Source organism: Microbacterium deminutum, assembly GCF_039530205.1.
Lineage (GTDB): Bacteria > Actinomycetota > Actinomycetes > Actinomycetales > Microbacteriaceae > Microbacterium > Microbacterium deminutum.
Window position 1 is genome coordinate 110,721 of record NZ_BAAAOG010000003.1, and the last position, 20,187, is coordinate 130,907.

General features: G+C 68.1%; 17 protein-coding genes. 13 read left to right on the plus strand and 4 right to left on the minus strand.

Annotated elements, in window-relative coordinates:
* The first annotated feature begins 9 nt into the window (after positions 1-9).
* Together gcvH and gcvP are read left to right on the plus strand one after the other, a co-directional pair.
* The gene (gene gcvH / locus ABD212_RS10780; protein ID WP_344094394.1) at positions 10-393 is read left to right on the plus strand and encodes a glycine cleavage system protein GcvH; all 384 of its coding nucleotides are present in this window, start codon (positions 10-12) and stop codon (positions 391-393) included.
* Positions 394-449: 56 nt separating this feature from the next.
* Entirely contained in the window at positions 450-3,269 is a 2,820-nt protein-coding gene (gcvP, locus tag ABD212_RS10785) for an aminomethyl-transferring glycine dehydrogenase (protein ID WP_425561265.1), read from the plus strand.
* A 27-nt stretch (positions 3,270-3,296) separates the two neighbouring features.
* Here gcvP and ABD212_RS10790 read toward each other — a convergent pair whose 3' ends face one another.
* Positions 3,297-4,133: a CPBP family intramembrane glutamic endopeptidase gene (locus ABD212_RS10790; protein WP_344094397.1), complete on the minus strand. Its 837-nt coding sequence runs from the start codon at positions 4,131-4,133 to the stop codon at positions 3,297-3,299.
* A 163-nt stretch (positions 4,134-4,296) separates the two neighbouring features.
* Here ABD212_RS10790 and ABD212_RS10795 point away from each other — a divergent pair, with 163 nt between their 5' ends.
* From ABD212_RS10795 to ABD212_RS10805, 3 genes are all read left to right on the plus strand, one after another.
* Positions 4,297-6,075, plus strand: a complete 1,779-nt coding sequence (locus ABD212_RS10795) for an ABC transporter family substrate-binding protein (protein ID WP_344094400.1) — start codon at positions 4,297-4,299, stop codon at positions 6,073-6,075.
* A 197-nt stretch (positions 6,076-6,272) separates the two neighbouring features.
* Complete coding sequence (locus ABD212_RS10800; RefSeq protein WP_344094403.1) at positions 6,273-7,799, plus strand: ABC transporter permease subunit; 1,527 nt, start codon at positions 6,273-6,275, stop codon at positions 7,797-7,799.
* Positions 7,796-9,037 (plus strand): ABC transporter permease, encoded by a 1,242-nt coding sequence (locus ABD212_RS10805; protein WP_344094405.1) that lies wholly within the window; start codon positions 7,796-7,798, stop codon positions 9,035-9,037. The genes ABD212_RS10800 and ABD212_RS10805 overlap by 4 nt, the downstream gene beginning before the upstream one ends.
* A gap of 11 nt (positions 9,038-9,048) precedes the next feature.
* Here ABD212_RS10805 and ABD212_RS10810 read toward each other — a convergent pair whose 3' ends face one another.
* Positions 9,049-9,696, minus strand: a complete 648-nt coding sequence (locus ABD212_RS10810) for a PH domain-containing protein (protein ID WP_344094407.1) — start codon at positions 9,694-9,696, stop codon at positions 9,049-9,051.
* Between the two features lie 62 nt (positions 9,697-9,758).
* Between ABD212_RS10810 and ABD212_RS10815 the strand changes: the two genes are divergently transcribed.
* The 8 genes from ABD212_RS10815 (at position 9,759) to ABD212_RS10850 (ending at position 18,235) form a co-directional block, all read left to right on the plus strand.
* Entirely contained in the window at positions 9,759-11,507 is a 1,749-nt protein-coding gene (locus tag ABD212_RS10815) for a dipeptide ABC transporter ATP-binding protein (RefSeq protein ID WP_344094409.1), read from the plus strand.
* 98 nt (positions 11,508-11,605) lie between these two features.
* Positions 11,606-13,516: a translational GTPase TypA gene (gene typA, locus ABD212_RS10820; RefSeq protein ID WP_344094411.1), complete on the plus strand. Its 1,911-nt coding sequence runs from the start codon at positions 11,606-11,608 to the stop codon at positions 13,514-13,516.
* Between the two features lie 299 nt (positions 13,517-13,815).
* Positions 13,816-14,577, plus strand: a complete 762-nt coding sequence (locus ABD212_RS10825; protein ID WP_344094413.1) for an AzlC family ABC transporter permease — start codon at positions 13,816-13,818, stop codon at positions 14,575-14,577.
* Positions 14,574-14,888, plus strand: a complete 315-nt coding sequence (locus ABD212_RS10830) for an AzlD domain-containing protein (protein WP_344094415.1) — start codon at positions 14,574-14,576, stop codon at positions 14,886-14,888. Before ABD212_RS10825 ends, ABD212_RS10830 begins: the two co-directional genes overlap by 4 nt.
* A gap of 26 nt (positions 14,889-14,914) precedes the next feature.
* The gene (locus ABD212_RS10835) at positions 14,915-15,286 is read left to right on the plus strand and encodes a DUF6113 family protein (RefSeq protein ID WP_344094417.1); all 372 of its coding nucleotides are present in this window, start codon (positions 14,915-14,917) and stop codon (positions 15,284-15,286) included.
* A gap of 9 nt (positions 15,287-15,295) precedes the next feature.
* Positions 15,296-15,616 (plus strand): ferredoxin, encoded by a 321-nt coding sequence (gene fdxA / locus ABD212_RS10840; protein ID WP_344094420.1) that lies wholly within the window; start codon positions 15,296-15,298, stop codon positions 15,614-15,616.
* 27 nt (positions 15,617-15,643) lie between these two features.
* Positions 15,644-16,753 carry a succinyldiaminopimelate transaminase gene (dapC, locus tag ABD212_RS10845; RefSeq protein ID WP_344094422.1) on the plus strand — a complete coding sequence of 370 codons (1,110 nt, stop codon included), beginning with the start codon at positions 15,644-15,646 and terminating at the stop codon, positions 16,751-16,753.
* 183 nt (positions 16,754-16,936) lie between these two features.
* Positions 16,937-18,235: a citrate synthase gene (locus ABD212_RS10850; RefSeq protein ID WP_344094424.1), complete on the plus strand. Its 1,299-nt coding sequence runs from the start codon at positions 16,937-16,939 to the stop codon at positions 18,233-18,235.
* A 39-nt stretch (positions 18,236-18,274) separates the two neighbouring features.
* Here ABD212_RS10850 and ppk2 read toward each other — a convergent pair whose 3' ends face one another.
* Together ppk2 and dapD are read right to left on the minus strand one after the other, a co-directional pair.
* The gene (gene ppk2 / locus ABD212_RS10855) at positions 18,275-19,078 is read right to left on the minus strand and encodes a polyphosphate kinase 2 (protein ID WP_344094733.1); all 804 of its coding nucleotides are present in this window, start codon (positions 19,076-19,078) and stop codon (positions 18,275-18,277) included.
* Between the two features lie 114 nt (positions 19,079-19,192).
* Positions 19,193-20,149, minus strand: a complete 957-nt coding sequence (gene dapD, locus ABD212_RS10860) for a 2,3,4,5-tetrahydropyridine-2,6-dicarboxylate N-succinyltransferase (protein ID WP_344094426.1) — start codon at positions 20,147-20,149, stop codon at positions 19,193-19,195.
* Between the last annotated feature and the right edge of the window lie 38 nt (positions 20,150-20,187).

Below are 20,187 nucleotides of genomic sequence, written 5' to 3' on the forward strand. Positions count from 1 at the left end.
GAGGAACAAGTGACCGACCTCAACAGCCTCAAATACACTGCCGAGCACGAGTGGATCGCCTTCGACGGCGATGTCGCGACCGTCGGCATCACGGATTACGCGGCCGACAAGCTCGGCGACGTCGTCTACGTGGACCTCCCGAGCGGCGACACGGGCGTCACCGCCGGCCAGGTCTGCGGCGAGATCGAATCGACGAAGTCCGTCGGCGAGCTCTACGCGCCGCTGACCGGAGAGGTCGTCGAGGTGAACGACGCCGTCGTCGACGATCCGTCGCTCGTGAACTCCGATCCGTTCGGCGACGGCTGGCTCGTGAAGCTCCGCGTCGACGCATCGGCCGCGGCCGACCTCCTCGACCGCGAGGCCTACCTCGCCCTCACGGGCGGCGAGGAGTGAGCGCGCGGGGCTTCGCCGAGCGTCACATCGGAACGGATGCCGCAGCCCAGCGCACCATGCTCGACGCCCTCGGCTACGCCGACGTCGATGCGCTCGTGCACGCGGCGGTGCCGGCATCCATCCAGGTCTCAGCACGCTCGACGAGCGACATCCCGGCCGCCGCGACCGAGGCCGAAGCGCTCGCGGAGCTGCGCGCGCTCGCGTCGCAGAACCGTGTCGCCCGGCCGATGATCGGCCTCGGCTACTACGACACGCTGACCCCGTCGGTGATCTCGCGCAACGTGCTCGAGAACCCTTCGTGGTACACGGCCTACACGCCGTACCAGCCCGAGATCTCGCAGGGCCGGCTCGAGGCGCTCATCAACTTCCAGACCATGGTCACCGACCTGACCGGGCTCACGACGGCCAACGCGTCGATGCTCGATGAGTCGACGGCGGTCGTCGAGGGGATGCTGGTGGCCCGTCGGGCCTCGAAGTCGGCCTCGCGCGTGTTCGCGGTGGATGCCGACGCCCTGCCCCAGACCAAGGCGCTGCTGCGCGCCCGCGCCGAGGCGGTGGGCATCGACCTCGTCGAGCTCGATCTGGCCCACGGCGCGATGCTGCCGGATGAGCTGTTCGGCGTCTTCGTGCAGTACCCGGGTGCCACGGGCAACGTGTGGGATCCGGCCGGAGTCATCGACGCCGCGCACCTGGCGGGCGGGCTCGCCGTGGTGGCGGCCGATCTGCTGGCGCTGACGCTTCTCGCGTCGCCCGGCTCGCTCGGCGCCGATGTCGCGGTCGGCACCACCCAGCGGTTCGGCGTGCCGCTGGGCTTCGGCGGCCCGCACGCGGGGTACATGACCGTGAAGCAGGGACTCGAGCGGCAGCTGCCGGGGCGCCTGGTCGGTGTCTCGCAGGACGCGTCGGGGCATCCGGCGTACCGGCTCGCACTGCAGACGCGCGAGCAGCACATCCGTCGCGAGAAGGCGACCTCGAACATCTGCACCGCGCAGGTGCTCCTCGCCGTGATGGCGTCGATGTACGCGGTGTACCACGGCCCGGACGGGCTGAAGGCGATCGCGATGGATGTCGCGCGAAAGGCCGAGGCCCTGGCCCAGCGCCTGCGCGAGTACGACCTCAATCTCGTGTCGGACTCGTTCTTCGACACGATCCGCGTCGTCACCCCCGGCCCGTCGCAGCGCGTCATCGATCGGGCGCGCTCGAAGGGCTACCAGCTGTTCTGGGTCGACGACGCGACGGTCGGCATCTCGGTGGACGAGACCACGACCGCCGCCGACGTCGCCGCCGTGGCGTGGGCCTTCGGCTTGCCGGAGACCGACGAGCACGGGGCGCGCGACATCCCGTTCACGGATGCCGCACCCATCGCGCGCGTGCCGTCGGACCTGCATCGCACCGACGAATACCTCACCCACCCGGTCTTCAACGCGTATCGCTCCGAGACGGCGATGATGCGCTACCTCAAGCAGCTCGCCGATCGCGACTACGCGCTCGACCGGGGCATGATCCCGCTCGGGTCGTGCACCATGAAGCTCAACGCCGCGACCGAGATGGCCGCGGTGTCGTGGCCGGAGTTCTCGCGGGTGCACCCGTTCGCCCCCGAGGCGGACGTCCGCGGCTACCTGGCGATGATCGAGCAGCTCGAGGTCTGGCTCGCCGAGGTCACGGGCTACGACGCGGTCTCGCTCCAGCCGAACGCCGGCTCGCAGGGCGAGCTCGCGGGCCTGCTCGCCATCCGCGGCTACCATCGCGCCAACGGCGACCTCGACCGCACGGTGTGCCTCATCCCGTCGTCGGCGCACGGCACGAACGCGGCATCGGCGGTCCTCGCCGGCATGAAGGTCGTCGTGGTCGCGTGCGACGAGGCAGGCAACGTCGATCTCGACGATCTGCGGGCGAAGATCGCGGTTCACGCCGAGGCGCTCGCCGCGCTCATGATCACCTACCCGTCGACGCACGGCGTCTACGAGCACGACGTGCTCGAGATCACGCAGGTCGTGCACGACGCGGGCGGTCAGGTGTACGTGGATGGCGCGAACCTCAACGCCCTGCTGGGCTACGCCCGGTTCGGCGACCTCGGGGGCGACGTCTCGCACCTGAACCTGCACAAGACCTTCGCGATCCCGCACGGTGGCGGCGGGCCGGGCGTCGGACCGGTCGCAGCGAAGGCGCACCTCGCTCCGCACCTGCCGGGGCATCCGTTCTCGCAGCGCAAGGACCATGCCGGTGGCGTGTTCGAGGGCGGACCCGTGTCGGCGGCCCCGCACGGCTCGGCCGGCATCCTGCCCATCTCGTGGGCGTATGTGCGGATGCTGGGGTCCGAGGGGCTGCGCTCGGCCACCGCCGCTGCGGTGCTCGCCGCGAACTACATCGCTGCGCGCCTCCGCGACCACTACCCGGTGCTCTACACCGGCGAGGACGGCCTCGTCGCGCACGAGTGCATCCTCGACCTGCGACCGCTGCGGGATGCGACCGGCGTGACCGTCGACGATGTCGCCAAGCGCCTCATCGACTACGGCTTCCACGCGCCGACCATGTCGTTCCCGGTCGCCGGCACGCTCATGGTCGAGCCCACCGAATCCGAGGACCTCGCCGAGATCGAGCGGTTCATCGAGGCAATGATCGCGATCAAGGCCGAGGCCGTCGCCGTCGCCGCGGGCCAGTGGCCGGCAGACGACAACCCGCTCGTGAACGCGCCGCACACGGCATCCTCCGTCATCGAGGGCGAGTGGACCCATCCGTACTCGCGCGAGATCGCCGTATACCCGGTGCACACGCTGGTGCGGTCGAAGTACTGGCCACCCGTGCGCCGGATCGACCAGGCCTACGGCGACCGGAACCTGGTGTGCGCGTGCCCGCCGATCGAGGCTTTCGCCTGACGTCGCGCTCTCCTCGGATGACGGAGGTCAGGGCGAGGGCGATAGGGACGGGGACGGGGACGGCGAGGGCAGCGGGCCGAACAGGCCGGGCCAGAGGGCCACGGCGAGCGGGTACCCGACGAACGCGATGATGTCGATCAACGTGTGCGCGATGACGAGAGGCATGACCCGGCCCCAGCGGCGGTAGCACCACCCGAAGACGACCCCCATGGCGAAGTTGCCGAAGATCGGGCCGATGCCCTGGTACGCGTGGTACATGCCGCGCAGCGCGGCGGTGGAGAGGATGATCGTCCACCATCCCCAGCCGAGGCGTCGCAGCCGGTCGAAGAGGTACCCGATGAAGATGACCTCTTCAGTGAGACCGGCACGCAGGGCCGACAGGAGCAGGAGCGGCACTGTCCACCACGACGGGTCGAGCGGAGCGGCGTCCACCTGAACAGTGATGCCGAGAGCCCGCCCTCCGGCGTAGAGCGCGAGCCCGGGTATCCCGATGACGGCGACGAGAACGACGCCGAGACCGGCGTCCCTGCCGAATCGACGGAAATCGAGCCCGATCCGGCGGAAAGCACTGACGCCGGGTTCCCAGAGCAGATAGATCGCGAGGGCGATCGGCGCAAGGCTGAAGAACAGGGCGAGGAACTGGTACAGCACGTCCCAGAACGCCTGGGCATTCGCGGCGGGATTCAGCGACGCCGACTGATCGCCCAGCGACTGCTCCCGGCCCAGCGCCTGGACGAGGGCCAGGACCGAGTAGAGCGCCGACCGGCCCACTGAGAGGGCGAGGACGATCGCGATCTCCCACCACAGGCGCGCACGGTCGACCTGGGGGGATGCCACAACGTTCGTGCTGTCTGAGGCGCTCACCTTGTCAGAATGCCACGTCCGCGTGCAGTTGAGTTAAGGATCTGTAACGTTTTGGCCGATCGTTTTGACCAACGCACCAAGTTTACTTAGGGTCTCCCTATCCGTGTCCACGAACGAACGATGTTTCGTCATGGGCGCATACACCCCTTGCACAGGAGGACCATTGAAGAAATCACGCGTGGGAGCGCTGGTCGCAGTCGCGGCCGCAGCGGCTCTCGTACTCTCTGCCTGCTCCGGCAGCACCGGCGGAGGCGGTGGCGGGGACACCATCGCGAAGGGCACGTCCGTCACGGTCGCCCAGAACAGCTCGTTCTCGTCGTACAACTCGTCGTCCGGCAACGGCAACTCGACGTACAACAGCAACATCACCTACATGACGGGCACCGGCCTGGGCTTCAACTACTACGACTCGACGCCCAAGCTCCTCAAGAACACCAAGTTCGGCACGTACGAGAAGGTCAGCGATGACCCGCTCACGATCAAGTACACCGTCAACAAGGGTGTCAAGTGGTCCGACGGCGTCCAGGTCGGCGCTGCCGACCTGCTGCTCGCCTGGGCGGACGGCAACAGCAAGTACAACGACACCAAGGGCGTGAACTTCGCGTCGGCGAGCTCAGGCACCACCGACCTGATCACCGAGACCCCGAAGATCAGCGACGACGGCCGCACGCTCACCGTCGTGTACTCGAAGCCCTACATCGACTGGGAGCTCAACCTCGCCGTGCAGCCGATCGCCGCTCACGCCGCCTACACCGCGGCGTTCCCGAACGTCACCGGCGACAAGGCGAACGACGCGTTCGTGAAGGCGATCCAGGATGACGACACCGCGACGCTGACGAAGGTCGCCGCCGCGTGGAGCACCGGATTCGACTGGACCGACATGCCCAAGGACAAGAACCTCTACCTGTCCTTCGGTCCCTACATCGTGTCGGCCGCCAAGAAGGATCAGTACATCACCCTCTCGGCGAACAAGGACTACAACTGGGGTCCGATGCCCCACCTCGAGAAGATCACGTTCCGCTTCATCCAGGACCCCACCGCTCAGGTGCAGGCACTGCAGAACGGCGAGATCCAGGTCATCTACGGCCAGGCGACTTCTGACACCGTGGCGGCGCTGAAGGGGCTCAAGGACGTCACGACTTCCACGGACTCCGCTGCGACGTACGAGCACGTCGACCCGACGATCAACAACGGGGGCCCGTTCGACCCGAAGACCTACGGCGGCGACGCCGCCAAGGCGCAGAAGGTCCGCGAGGCGTTCCTGCTCACGATCCCGCGCGATCAGATCATCACGAACCTGATCCAGCCGATCCAGCCTGACGCCAAGCCGATGAACTCGCTGGTATTCCTCCCGGGTGCCGACGGGTACGACGCATCCGTCGCGCAGAACGGCTCGGACGTGTACGCCAAGACCGACATCGAGAAGGCCAAGTCGCTTCTCGCCGAGGCCGGCGTCACCACCCCGGTGGACGTCCGGTTCATGTACGGCAAGAGCAACACGCGTCGTGCCTCGGAGTTCGCGCTCATCCAGGCCTCTGCCAAGCAGGCCGGCTTCAACGTGATCGACAAGGGTGACGACAACTGGTCGTCGCTCCTGGGCAACGGCAGCTACGACGCGATCCTTTTCGCGTGGTCCTTCCCTTCGCTCGCGGTCCTCGGCGCGCAGTCGCAGCTGATCACCGGCGGCGGCAACAACTTCAACGGCTACTCCAGCAAGCTGGTCGACGACACCTACAACTCGGTGCAGTCGAACTTCGATGCGACGCAGCAGAAGGCAGACCTCGCCACGATCGACAAGCAGCTGTGGACGGACGCGTACAGCCTGCCGATCTTCCAGTTCCCGGATGTCACGGCGCACTCGAACAGCGTCACGGGTGTCAAGTACTCCCCGCTGGTGCCGAACGTGTTCTGGAACTTCTTCGACTGGGAGCTCAAGAAGTAGCAATCGGGTTCACGGACCCTGTGTACCCGGCCGCGAGCCGGTGACACAATGCTCGTAAAGGGGCGCCGAGGGCGAATGCCTTCGGCGCCTCTTGCGAGCGAAGCTCGATGCGACCCACGCACCGGGCCTCTGACCGGACTTCTCCGAAGGAATCCCATGATCGTCATCCGATCGCAGTCACACAGGGGTGGTGCGCCATGCTGACGTTCCTTTCCCGCCGACTCATCGCGTCCGTGCTGGTGCTCTTCGCCGCCTCGTACATCGTGTACGTGCTCACCGCGACAGCCGGCGACCCCCTCGCGGAGCTGCGCACCAGCACCGCACGCAACAAAGAAGCGCTCATCGCGCAGCGGATCATCGAGCTGAACCTGAACGTACCTGCACCGGCGCGGTACTTCATCTGGCTCGGCGATGTGCTCCACGGCGATCTGGGCGTGAACCTCCAGGGTCAGTCGGTGAACGTCGAAGTCGCCAACGCTGCCGGCGTCACCATCCAGCTGCTCACCCTGAGCCTGCTCCTGGCCGTCACCCTCGGCATCCTGATCGGCATCACCTCCGCACTCCGCCAGTACAGCGGCTACGACTACTCGGTCACCTTCCTGGCGTTCCTGTGCTTCTCGCTTCCGTCGTTCTTCATCGCCGTGGTGCTGAAGGCCTACGTGGGCATCGCGTTCAACGACTTCCTCCAGAACCCGTACATACCGTGGTGGGCTCTGATAATCCTGCCCCTGGTGGCCGGAGTGATCTGGATGGGGATCATCGGCGGCCCCGCAAGGCGGCGGTGGCTCGTCTTCGGCATCGCGACGCTCGCCACCTTCTCGTTCCTCCTGGTCATCTCGCTGACCGACTGGCTGAACTATCCCGGGCTCGGCGTCATCGGCGTCGGCATCCTGTCGATCGGATCGGGCATCCTCGTCCATCTGCTGACGGCGGGTTCGTCCAACAAGAAGTCGCTGTACACGGCGATCACCGTCGGGGCGCTCGGGATGGTGCTGTACTACCCGTTCATGCTCGTCTCCGACGTCTTCAACTTCTGGACCCTGCTCCTCGCGGGCATCATCGCCATCGTCGTCGGAGCGCTGATCGGTCGCCTGTACGGCGGGTACGACCCCGGCCAGTCCGCTCGCACGGGGGCCATCACCGCGTTCTTCACGGGCGGGTTCCTGGTCATCGACCGCCTCATGCAGGCCTGGCCGGTGTACACGCAGAGCTCCTACATCAACGGGCGCCCGATCGGCACCGTCGGGGCGGTCACCCCGAATCTGGCCGAGGCCACCAGCAGCTTCTGGATCCTCTCGCTGGACTCGCTGACCCACCTGATGCTGCCGACGCTCGCGCTGATGCTCATCTCGCTCGCCGCGTACAGCCGCTACTCGCGGGCGAACCTGCTCGATGTGATGAACCAGGACTACATCCGCACCGCGCGCGCGAAGGGCGTCAACGAGCGCACTGTCGTGATGCGTCACGCGTTCCGCAACGCGCTCATCCCGCTGACCACGATTGTCGCCTTCGACGTCGGCGGCCTCATCGGCGGCGCGATCATCACCGAGACCATCTTCGGCTGGAAGGGCATGGGTGTGCTCTTCAACAACGCGCTGAAGCAGGTCGACGTCAACCCGGTGATGGGGTTCTTCCTCGTCACCGGCGCCGTGGCGATCACCTTCAACATCCTGGCGGACCTGGCATACTCCGCCCTCGACCCCAGAATCCGGGTGACCGTATGAGCATTCCGCCGCCACCGCCCGGGAGCCGCACTCCCGACCTCCACCTGGACCCCGGCACGAACGAGCCCAATCTGGGTGATCAGAACGCTCCGATCAGCTTCGACGTCGTCGAAGAGCTCAACGCGCGCACCGACGGCAATATCGAGGCGTCCGAGAACGCGATCGAGCTGAAAGAGGTCGAGGGCCTCAGTCAGGGCAAGATCGTCCGCCGGCGCTTCTTCCGCCACCGCGGCGCGATGATCTCGCTGTTCATCCTGGTCTTCATCATCCTCCTGGCGTTCACCTCAGAGGGGTTCACCCTGTGGGGCTTCCGCATCCAGGGCTGGTGGATGTGGGACTACACCGAGCTCGCGCCGATCGTCAACGGCGGTCACCCGACCTGGACGATCGTTCCGTTCAACTTCGGCATCCACCCGTTCGGTCAGGATGACCTGGGTCGAGATGTGTTCGCACTCGTCATGCGCGGCGCGCAGCAGTCGCTCATGATCGTCTTCGTCGTGGGAATCGTCGCCACGCTCATCGGCGTCCTGATGGGGTCCATCTCGGGCTTCTTCCGCGGCTGGACCGACACGGTCCTGATGCGCATCACCGACATCGTGATCATCATCCCGCTCATCGTGCTGACGGCCGTGCTCGGATACAAGTACGGCGCCAACGGCTCGATCGTCCTGGCGATCGTCCTGGGTCTCGCATCGTGGACCGGCCTTGCCCGGCTCGTCCGCGGTGACGTGCTGGGACTTCGTGAGCGCGAGTTCGTGGATGCCGCCCGCGTGGCGGGTGCCAGCAACTCGCGCATCATGTTCGTGCACATCCTGCCGAACGCGATCGGCGTCATCGTCGTGAACACGACGCTGCTGATGTCGGCCACGATCCTCGTCGAGGCGGCGATCTCGTTCCTCGGCTTCGGCGTGCGTCCGCCCGATGTCTCGCTCGGCTCGATCATCTACCAGTACCAGGCGGCATTCGACACGCGGCCGTGGCTGTTCTTCTGGCCGGCCATCTTCATCATCGCCATCGCGCTGACGATCAACTTCATCGGCGACGGCCTGCGCGACGCGTTCGACCCGCGCCAGAAGCGCGCGCTCGGCGCTGCGGCACGCAAGTCCGCCGCCGCGGCACGCGAGAAGGCCAACACCGCGACCCGCGACCAGAAGAAGGCCGATGAGGCCGAGGCCAAGCAGATCGCCGAGGCGAAGCTCGCCGCCGAGGAAGCCGCGAAGACCGCCGGCGGCTCGTGATGGGGGAGTACTCAGGGCACGAGCAGCAGCGCAGCGAGGGCCACGACAGCCAGCACGCTGACCGTCACGATCTCGCCGCGCAGCCAGTGCGTCCGAACGCCGGTGCCCTCGACGCCCTTGTCGAGGAATCCGCCGTCACGCAGCTGCTCCCAGAACCGGCGCACGTAGAGCGCGGCCAGTCCCGATTCGGAGCTGGGGATGTCGCTCGGGCGGATGCTCCGCTCGGCGGCGTACGTGGACTCGGGCAGCCCCTTCAGCTCGGGCGACGCGACCCTCATCGTGGCGTGACGTCCCGGCGCGGGCGCGCTCCACGCCGTGATCGTGCCGCCGGCGGTGAACAGCTGCAGCGCGTACTTGGTGTCGATGCGCTCGATCGCGGGCCACGTCACCTCGTGCTCGCGCACGACGTTGCGGACGATGACCCCCGACGGGGCGATCGTGACGCACGGGGCCCAGTACAGCATCCAGATCACATACTCGGCCAGGATCGCCAGCGCCCCGAAGCGCAGCAGCGCTACGATGCCGGTGAAGGCCAGCGAGACCAGGAACAGCAGCGCGATCGCGCCGCAGACGACCACCAGCACCCTGCCGAAACGCGGACGGAGGGTCTTCGAGTCGGTCGACGCATTGATCATCCGGTCGTTCCCGTTCGCATCCATGCTTCGAGTTTCTCAGACAGAATCGGGATGCCGCACGTGCGCGCCCGTGATTGGAAAGCCGCATGACCGACACCACAGTGACCACCCTCGGCCGCGACGCGACCAGCGAGGTCCCCATCCTCGAGGTGACGGACCTCGGAGTCGACTTCTGGGTCGATGGCACGTGGTACCCCGCAGCCGTCCACATGACGTACGACGTGCGGCCGGGCGAGGTGCTCGCGATCGTCGGCGAGTCGGGTTCGGGCAAGAGCTCCAGCTCGATGGCGCTGCTCGGACTGCTGCCGTCCAACTCGCGCACGTCGGGCAGTGTCAAGCTCCGCGGCCGCGAGGTGCTGGCCCTGAGCGACCGTCAGCTGCGCAATGTGCGAGGCAATGACGTCGCGGTGATCTTCCAGGAGCCGATGACGGCGCTGAATCCGGTGTACACGGTCGGCTTCCAGATCATGGAGACGTTGCGACTGCACCTCGAGATGAGCCCGGCCGACGCGAAGAAGCGGGCGATCGAGCTTCTCGAGATGGTCGAGATGCCCGATCCCGAGACGTCGTTCCGCAAGTATCCGCACCAGTTCTCGGGCGGCCAGCGGCAGCGCGCCATGATCGCGATGTCGATCGCCTGCGATCCGGTGCTGCTGATCGCCGATGAGCCCACCACTGCGCTGGACGTCACCGTGCAGGCCGAGATCCTCGATCTCATGCGAGACCTCCGCCACCGTCTGAAGAGCGCGATCGTCCTCATCACCCACGACATGGGGGTCGTCGCCGACCTCGCCGACAAGATCATCGTGATGAAGGACGGCGAGATCGTCGAGGCCGGCCCGATCCACAAGATCTTCACGGCGCCCGACCACCCCTACACACAGCAGCTGCTGGCGGCGGTGCCGCACCTCGGCGTCGCGACGGTCGAGGTGACCGAGGCGCTCGTCGAGGCCGAGAAGAAGCACCTCGAGCCGGTGCTGAAGCTGCACCGTGTCGGCATCGAATACCCCAAGCACGGGCGCATCCCCGCCTTCCGCGCCGTCGACGACGTCACCTTCGAGATCAACCCCGGAGAGATCGTCGGACTCGTGGGCGAGTCGGGCTCGGGCAAGACGACCATCGGCCGGGCCGCCGTGGGACTCCTCCCCGTGGCTGACGGCACCCTCACGGTCAACGGCCGGGATGTCGGCAAAGCATCGGGGCGCGAGCTGCGCGACATCCGCCGCCAGACCGGCATCGTCTTCCAGGACCCGGGCTCCTCGCTGAACCCGCGCTTCCCGATCGGCCAGTCGATCGGCGAGCCCCTGCTGCTGGCCGGTGAGGCCAAGGGCAGGGATCTCGACCGCAGGGTCGAGCAGCTGCTCGACCAGGTGGAGCTGCCACGCACGTTCCGCAACCGCTACCCGCACGAGCTGTCCGGTGGGCAGCGCCAGCGTGTCGGCATCGCCCGAGCCCTCGCCCTGCACCCGTCACTGCTCATCGCGGACGAGCCCACCAGCGCCCTGGACGTCTCGGTGCAGGCCCGGTTCCTCGAGCTGCTGCAGTCCATCCAGCAGGAACTCCAGTTCGCCTGCCTCTTCGTGAGCCACGACCTCGCGGTCGTCGACCTGCTCGCCCACCGCATCGCCGTGATGCACCACGGGCACCTGGTCGAGTTCGGCACGCGCGACGAGATCCTGCGAGCGCCGAAAGAGGCCTACACGCAGCGGCTGATCGCGGCGGTGCCGATTCCCGACCCCTCCGAGCAGAAGGTGCGCCGCGAGGCGCGCGCGGAACTGCTCGCGGCGGAGGAGCGCGAAGAGGCCGAGCGCAGGAGGAACCAAGGCGACAGCTGACGCCCGCAGGCCGGCGGACACAGGAAGCAGGCAGGCGGGGCCGGTAGACTGGAGACGGCCCGCATCCGGGCCGTCTCCCCACTCGCAAGGAACCTCCCATGGCGCGCGCCCTCCGTCCGGACCTCCGCAACGTCGCGATCGTCGCGCACGTCGACCACGGCAAGACGACTCTCGTGGACGCGATGCTCCGCCAGACCGGCTCATTCGGCTCGCACGAGCACATGGAAGAGCGTGCCATGGACTCGAACGACCTCGAGCGTGAGAAGGGCATCACGATCCTCGCCAAGAACACGGCGATCACCTACAACGGCGTCCATACCGACGTGCCCGTCACCATCAACGTCATCGACACCCCCGGCCACGCCGACTTCGGCGGCGAGGTCGAGCGCGGCCTGTCGATGGTCGACGGCGTGGTGCTGCTCGTCGACGCGAGCGAGGGGCCGCTGCCGCAGACCCGATTCGTGCTGCGCAAGGCGCTCGAGGCGAAGCTCCCCGTCATCCTGCTGGTGAACAAGACCGATCGCCCCGACGCGCGGATCGCCGAGGTCGAAGAGGAAGCGCACGATCTGCTGCTGGGCCTCGCGTCCGATCTCCACGACGACGTGCCTGACCTGGATGTCGACGCTCTGCTGGACGTGCCGGTCGTCTATGCGAGCGGACGCGCGGGCGCGGCATCCCGAACCCGCCCTGCGAATGGCGAGCTGCCCGACAACGACGACCTCGAGCCGCTGTTCGAGGCGATCCTCGAGCACGTGCCCGCCCCGGCATACGACGACGACGCTCCGCTGCAGGCGTGGGTCACCAACCTCGACTCCAGCCCCTTCCTCGGCCGGCTCGCGCTGCTGCGCGTCTTCAACGGCACCCTCAAGAAGGGGCAGACGGTCGCGTGGGTGCGTCACGACGGCTCGACGCACAACGCCCGCATCACGGAACTGCTCAAGACCCGCGCTCTCGAGCGCTACCCGGCCGAGAGCGCGGGCCCCGGCGACATCGTCGCGATCGCCGGCTTCGAGGACATCACGATCGGCGAGACCATCGCCGATCCTGAGGACGTCCGGCCGCTGCCGCAGATCCACGTGGATGACCCCGCGATCTCGATGACGATCGGCACGAACACCTCTCCGCTCGTCGGCAAGGTCAAGGGGCACAAGCTTACGGCCCGCATGGTCAAGGACCGCCTCGACCGCGAGCTGGTCGGCAACGTCTCGCTCAAGGTGGTCGAGATCGGCCGCCCCGACGCGTGGGAGGTTCAGGGCCGCGGTGAGCTCGCCCTCGCGATCCTCGTCGAGAACATGCGCCGCGAAGGCTTCGAGCTGACCGTCGGCAAGCCCCAGGTGGTGACGAAGAAGATCGACGGCAAGACGTACGAGCCGTTCGAGCACCTCACGATCGACGCTCCCGAGGAGTACCTCGGCGCGATCACGCAGCTGCTCGCCACACGCAAGGGGCGCATGGAGGGCATGACGAACCACGGCACCGGCTGGGTGCGCATGGAGTTCATCGTGCCTTCGCGCGGGCTCATCGGCTTCCGCACCGAGTTCCTCACGACCACGCGCGGCACGGGTATCGCCAACGCCATCTCGCACGGCTACGAGCCGTGGGCGGGTCACATCGTGACGCGGCAGAACGGCTCCATCGTCGCCGACCGCTCGGGGGTGGTCACCCCCTTCGCGATCATCGCGCTGCAGGAGCGGATGTCGTTCTTCGTGCAGCCGACGCAGGAGGTCTACGAGGGCATGGTCATCGGTGAGAACTCCCGCAACGACGACATGGACGTGAACATCACGAAGGAGAAGAAGCTGACGAACATGCGTCAGTCGACCTCCGACACGTTCGAGTCGATGACGCCGCCGCGCCGGCTCTCGCTGGAGGAGAGCCTGGAGTTCGCGCGCGACGACGAATGCGTCGAGGTGACTCCTGAGATGGTGCGCATCCGAAAGGTCGAACTGGACCAGACGCTTCGCGCTCGTGCCACCGCGCGGGTCAAGCGCCAGGACGCCAACGCCTGACCGCCCCGCAGGCTCGGGGCGTTGTGTGCGCGTCGTCCCCCGGGTCGTTGAGCGAGCGCAGGGAGACGAAACGGCTTGGACCCGGCGGCAACCAGCGGAGCGGTATGCCCGCTTCCACGAGCCGGCATCGGGTTTGGCGGGAGGCGACCGAAGGCCGCCGGGGGAATGTCTCGTGGAAGCGGGCATGCCGCGCAGCGGCGGGAGAGTCGCCGCAGGGACGGCTGGGTCGGAAGCACGCGGGCCACAGACCTCGCGGTGGAACCACAACTCCGGTCCGCGCGCTCGGTAGCATCGGGCGGGTGACCCTCGACCCGCAGTTCGATGGCGCGCACAGCGCCGGCGAAGCCCGCCGCGCGGTGCGCCAGGGTCTCGGCGTCGCCCTCGCCACGAGCGCGTACGGCATCTCGTTCGGCGCGCTGGCCGTCGCGGCCGGACTCGACGTCTGGCAGACCTGCGTGATGAGCCTGTTCATGTTCACGGGCGGATCGCAGTTCGCCTTCGCCGGGGTCATCGGGGCAGGCGGCATCGTCGCGGCTCCGGCCGCGATCGCCTCGGCGTCGCTGCTCGGTGTCCGAAACGTCGCCTACGGCATGCGGATGTCGCCCGTCATCGGCGCGGGATTCTGGCGCCGCGCGGCCGCCGCGCTCTTCACGATCGACGAGTCGACGGCGGTGTCGCTCGCACAGCGCACGCTGCGGGCCCGGCGGGTGGGCTTCTGGGTCACGGGGCTCGCGATCTACGTCGGCTGGAACATCTCCACGCTCGCCGGCGCGCTTCTCGGCGATGTGCTGGGCGACCCGCGGGCGTACGGGCTGGATGCCGCGGCCGCCGCCGCGTTCCTGGCGCTGCTGTGGCCGCGGCTGCGCCGTCGCCAGCCGATCGCGGTCGGTGTCGCGGCTGCGGTGATCGCCACCATTCTTACACCGGCGCTGACGCCCGGCATCCCGGTCATCGTCGCCGCCCTCGTCGCGATCGTCGTCGGCTGGACGAACTGGCTCGGGGCCCCTGACGCTGCTCCGGAGGAGCCCGAGGACGTCGCAGAACGGGAGGGTCTGCCATGACGATGTGGACCGCGATCCTGTCGGCCTCGATCGTGTGCGTGGCGCTGAAGACGCTCGGATACCTCGTCCCGCCCCGATGGCTCGAAGCGCCCCGTCCGGCCCGCATCGCGGACCTTCTGACGGTAGCGCTGCTGGCCGCGCTCGTCGCGGTGCAGACGTTCGGCGCCGGTCAAGCCGTCGTCGTCGACGCCCGGCTGCCTGCCGTGCTGGTCGCCGGAGGACTGCTGCTGCTGCGCGCACCGTTCCTCGTCGTGGTCGCCGCAGCGGCGCTCGTCGCGGCGCTTCTTCGACTCTGGGGCTGGGCGGCCTGACCCGTCGGCGCCGGTAGAGTCGAGCAATGCGCCCCTCGGTCCTGGTACGTCTCGGAACCTGGCTCATCGCCTTCGTGGTGGGGGCGGTCTACGGCCTCGCCGGCACGATCGCGCACTCCTTCGAGGTCGGCTGGTTCCCCCTCGGGCTCGTCCTCGCCGTCGTCGGCTGCGCGGCCCTGCTGCTGGCGGTGCGCCTCCTGACCGGTGACCGGTGGGCGGTCCTGGCGACCGGGCTCGGCATGGTGGCGGCCACTTTCGTGTTCTCGGGGCGGGGTCCTGGCGGCTCGGTGATCGTCCCGCAGACGACTCTCGGCACGGTGTGGACGATCGCCGTGCCGGTCCTGGTGGTGGTCGCGGTGGTGTGGCCCGACCGCATCCGCTCGGTGCGCGGGAACTAGACTGAGCCCGTGACGTATGTGATCGCCCTGCCGTGTGTCGATGTCAAGGACCGCGCGTGCATCGACGAGTGCCCAGTGGACTGCATCTACGAAGGCGATCGGATGCTGTACATCCACCCGGACGAGTGCGTCGACTGCGGCGCCTGTGAGCCGGTGTGCCCGGTCGAGGCGATCTACTACGAGGACGACCTGCCCGACGAGTGGTCGGACTACTACACCGCGAATGTGGAGTGGTTCGAGGGCGTGGGCTCTCCGGGCGGCGCGGCGAAAGTCGGCGTCATCCACAAGGACCACCCGGTCATCGACGCACTGCCGCCCCAGGCGCCGTGACGCGCACCGCGCACCGGAGGCCCTGACATGGGGGTCGCCGACCTCGCCGACTACCCGTGGGACTCGGTCGCGCCGTACGCCGCGCGCGCCGCACAGCATCCCGGCGGCATCGTCGACCTCTCCATCGGCTCGCCCGTCGACGCGACGCCGCGTGTCGTCGCAGACGCACTCGCGGCCGCGACCGACGCCCACGCCTACCCGCAGACCGTCGGCACTCCGAGTCTGCGCGAGGCGATCGCCGCATGGTACGCCAGGCGGCGCGGCGTGCCCGGGCTCACCTCGGCGAGCATCCTGCCCACGGTCGGCTCCAAAGAGCTCGTCGCACTCCTGCCGCTGCTGCTCGGCCTGGGGCCGGCCGATGTCGTGGTGCATCCGCGCGCCGCATATCCGACCTACGAAGTGGGCGCCCGCCTGGTCGGCGCAACCCCCCTCGCGGCGGATGAGCCTGCCGAGTGGCCCGCGAACACCAGGCTGGTCTGGGTGAACTCGCCGGGCAACCCCGACGGGCGGGTGCTGGATGCTGCGGCACTGGTCGCGGCCGTCGCCCGGGCGCGCGAACTCGGCGCGGTGCTCGCGTCCGACGAGTGCTACGCCGAATTCGGCTGGGAGGCTCCGTGGGAAACGGAGCTCATCCCGTCGGCCCTCGACCCGCGAGTCACGGCGGGGGAGCTGCGCGGCATCCTGTCGGTGTATTCGCTGAGCAAGCAGTCGAACCTGGCGGGATACCGGGCGGCGTTCGCCGCAGGGGATCCCGACCTCGTCGGCCGCCTCGTCGCGTCGCGCAAGCACCTGGGCCTGATGCTGCCGGCGCCGGTGCAGGCCGCGATGACCGCCGCGCTCGGCGACGATGGGCATGTCGCGGCGCAGAAGGAGCGCTACCGGGCCCGCCGCGCGCTGCTCAAGCCCGCGGTCGAACAGGCGGGATTCCGCATCGACGCCTCGGACGCGGGTCTCTACCTGTGGGCGACAGAGGGCCGCGACGCGTGGGAGAGTCTCGGCCGGCTGGCCGATCTCGGCATCCTGGCGGGTCCCGGGCACTTCTACGGCATCCACCATCCCGACCACGTCCGTCTCTCGCTGACCGCGACGGATGAACGGATCGGGGCCGCCGCCGAGCGGCTGCGCGCGGTTTCGTGAGGGTTCCTCCATGGGATGCCGCAGGCCTTTGGCTCTGTCGGCAGTAGGCGTGGCAGAGCACTAGGCTGTAGGGACGCGGCGGCGCGGCATCCCCCCGTCCCGCGCCGACTCCCCGAGCGGCCGAAAGGCGCGTCCAGGAGCGGGCGACACCCCCGGCACGACCAGAAATCGCGAGGAGGCGCCGTGAGCGACGCGGGCACCCAGCAGGACAGAGCCACCCTCACGATCGGAGACAAGACCGCCGAATTCCCGGTGCTGCCGGGCACCGACGGCGTCCCGAGCGTCGACATCTCGACGTTCACGCGGCAGACCGGGCACACCACGCTCGACTACGGATTCGTGAACACCTCCGCCACGACGTCGGCCATCACGTTCATCGACGGCGATCACGGCATCCTCCGCTACCGCGGCTATCCGATCGAGCAGCTCGCGCAGAACAGCACCTACCTCGAGGTCGCCTGGCTGCTGATCTACGGCAACCTCCCGTCTGCGAAGGAGCTCGAGGAGTTCGACGACCGCATCCGCCACCACACGCTGCTGCACGAAGACCTCAAGCGCTTCTTCTCGTCGCTCCCCTCCACCGCGCACCCGATGTCGGTGCTGTCTTCGGCGACGGCGGCGCTCTCGACCTACTACGAGAACGAGTCCGACCCGAACAACCCCGAGCACGTCGAGCTCAACACCATCCGCATGCTCGCGAAGCTGCCCGTCATCGCGGCGTACGCGCACAAGAAGAGCATCGGCCAGGCCTTCCTCTACCCCGACAACTCGCTGAGCTTCGTCGACAACTTCCTGAAGCTCAACTTCGGCGTGCTGTCGGAACTGTACGAGATCAACCCGGTGATGTCCCGTGCCCTGGAGCGCCTGCTGATCCTGCACGAGGACCACGAGCAGAATGCGTCCACCTCGACGGTGCGTCTCGTCGGATCGACCGGTGCAAACCAGTTCTCGTCGATCTCAGCGGGCATCAACGCCCTGTACGGGCCGCTCCACGGCGGCGCCAACGAGGCCGTGCTGAACATGCTCGCCCAGATCCGGGAATCCGGCGAGAGCGTGCAGCGCTTCGTCGAGCGGGTCAAGAACAAGGAGGACGGCGTGAAGCTGATGGGCTTCGGCCACCGGGTCTACAAGAACTACGACCCGCGCGCCAAGCTCGTCAAGGAGTCCGCCGACGAGGTGCTCGAGGCGCTGGGCGTGCGCGACCCCCTCCTCGACCTCGCGAAAGAGCTCGAGGAGATCGCGCTGGCCGACGACTACTTCAGGGAACGGCGTCTCTACCCGAACGTCGACTTCTACACGGGGGTCATCTACAAGGCGATGGGGTTCCCGACGCGGATGTTCACGGTGCTGTTCGCCATCGGGCGGCTTCCGGGCTGGCTCGCGCACTGGCGCGAGATGCAGAGCGACCCGCAGACCAAGATCGGCCGTCCGCAGCAGCTGTACGTGGGCGCGGAGCGCCGGGACTACCCCGGGATCGCCTAGCCTCCCCGCACGACGGGAGCGCGGGGCGCTCGTGAGGGCCTACCGGCTGGACCCAGAGCGGGCTTCGAAGTCGGACGCGACATCCGGCACGTAGTTCTCGACGTTGCGCGGCGGCCGCTCGTACCCGCCGGGCGCGGGCCTTGCCGGGATGTCCACCTCATCCCGCTCGACCATCTCGTACGGCACCCGCGACAGCAGGTGCGAGATCATGTTGATCCGGCTCGCGCGCTTGTCATCCGAACGCACCTCGAACCACGGCGCCTCCGGGATGTCGGTGTGGACGAACATGGTGTCCTTCGCGCGTGAGTAGTCCTCCCACTTGGTGATCGACATCACGTCGTTCGGCGAGAGCTTCCAGCGTCGCATCGGGTCCTCGGCCCGAGAGCGGAATCGGTTCTCCTGCTCGACATCCGAGACGCTGAACCAGTACTTGAGAAGGATGACGCCGTCCTCGACCAGCATCCGCTCGAAGATGGGCGCCTGGTGCAGGAACCGGTGGTACTGCACATTCGTGCAGTAGCCCATGACGTGCTCGACGCCCGCCCGGTTGTACCAGGAGCGGTCCATCAGGACGATCTCGCCCGCCGCCGGGAGGTGCGAGATGTAGCGCTGGAAGTACCACTGCGTCCGCTCGCGCTCGGTGGGCGCAGGAAGCGCAGCGATGCGCGTCACGCGCGGGTTGAGGTACTCGACCACGCGTTTGATCGTGGAGCCCTTGCCTGCGGCATCCCGCCCCTCGAAGATGACGACGATCCGCGCGCCGGTGGACTGGACCCACGCCTGCATGTCGACGAGCCGGGCCTGAAGCACCTTGAGCTCCCGCTCGTACAGCGTCTTCTTCATCCGCTTGCCCACGGTGTCTCCTTCGAACAGCGAGCCGATGGGGTTGATCCTAGGCGTACGGCGTGCGAGGGGGTGCCTTGACGGCGCTGCACGGGTGCTCTGACCGGCGGTCCGTTACGCGTGAAGCGCCTCGTTCAGGATCACCCCGACACCGGCGCGGCGGACCGCCTCGATGGCGCCCGTCAGCGAATTGCGACGGAACAGGATGCCGTCGCGACCAGACAGCTCGGCGCCCTTGACGACGGGCGCTGAGCCGTCGGCCCGAGGCGCCTCATCGGCGAGGACGATCTTCGATCCGGCCGTGACGTAGAGCCCGGCCTCGACCACGCAGTCGTCGCCGAGGGAGATGCCGATCCCGGCGTTGGCGCCGAGCAGCGTGCGCGCGCCGATCGACACCTTGTGGGCGCCGCCGCCGGACAGCGTGCCCATGATCGAGGAGCCGCCGCCGATGTCGCTGCCGTCGCCGACGACGACCCCCTGCGAGATGCGTCCCTCGACCATCGAGGTGCCGAGCGTGCCGGCGTTGAAGTTGACGAACCCCTCGTGCATGACGGTGGTGCCCGGAGACAGGTAGGCGCCCAGCCGCACCCTGCTCGCGTCCGCGATGCGCACCCCCGGCGGGGTCACGTAGTCGAGCAGGCGCGGGAACTTGTCGAGTCCCTGCACCTGGATCCCGTCACGGGCGAGCACGGGACGCAGCCGGGTCGCGTCGGCCGGATGCATCGGCCCCGCGTTCGTCCAGGCGACGTTGGGCAGGTGGCCGAAGATCCCGTCCAGGTTCACGTCATTCGGTCGGACGAGCCGGTGCGACAGCGCGTGCAGTCGCAGGTAGGCATCGGATGTCGAGACCGGCGCCGCGTCGAGGTCGATCTCGATGGCCACGATCTCGACGGTGACGGCGCGTCGTGCGTCGGGGACGGCGAGCCGGTCGAGGTCGTCCGGAGGGATCGCAGGGTCGAACCCGAGCGGGATCCGTCCTGCCTCGGGGGTCGGGTACCACGTGTCGAGGACGGTGTCGTCCCCGGCGATCGTCGCGAGACCCACGCCCCACACCCATCGCTCTTCGCTCATGGATTCCACCGTAGCGAAGCCGGGCTCGCAAGGTCGGC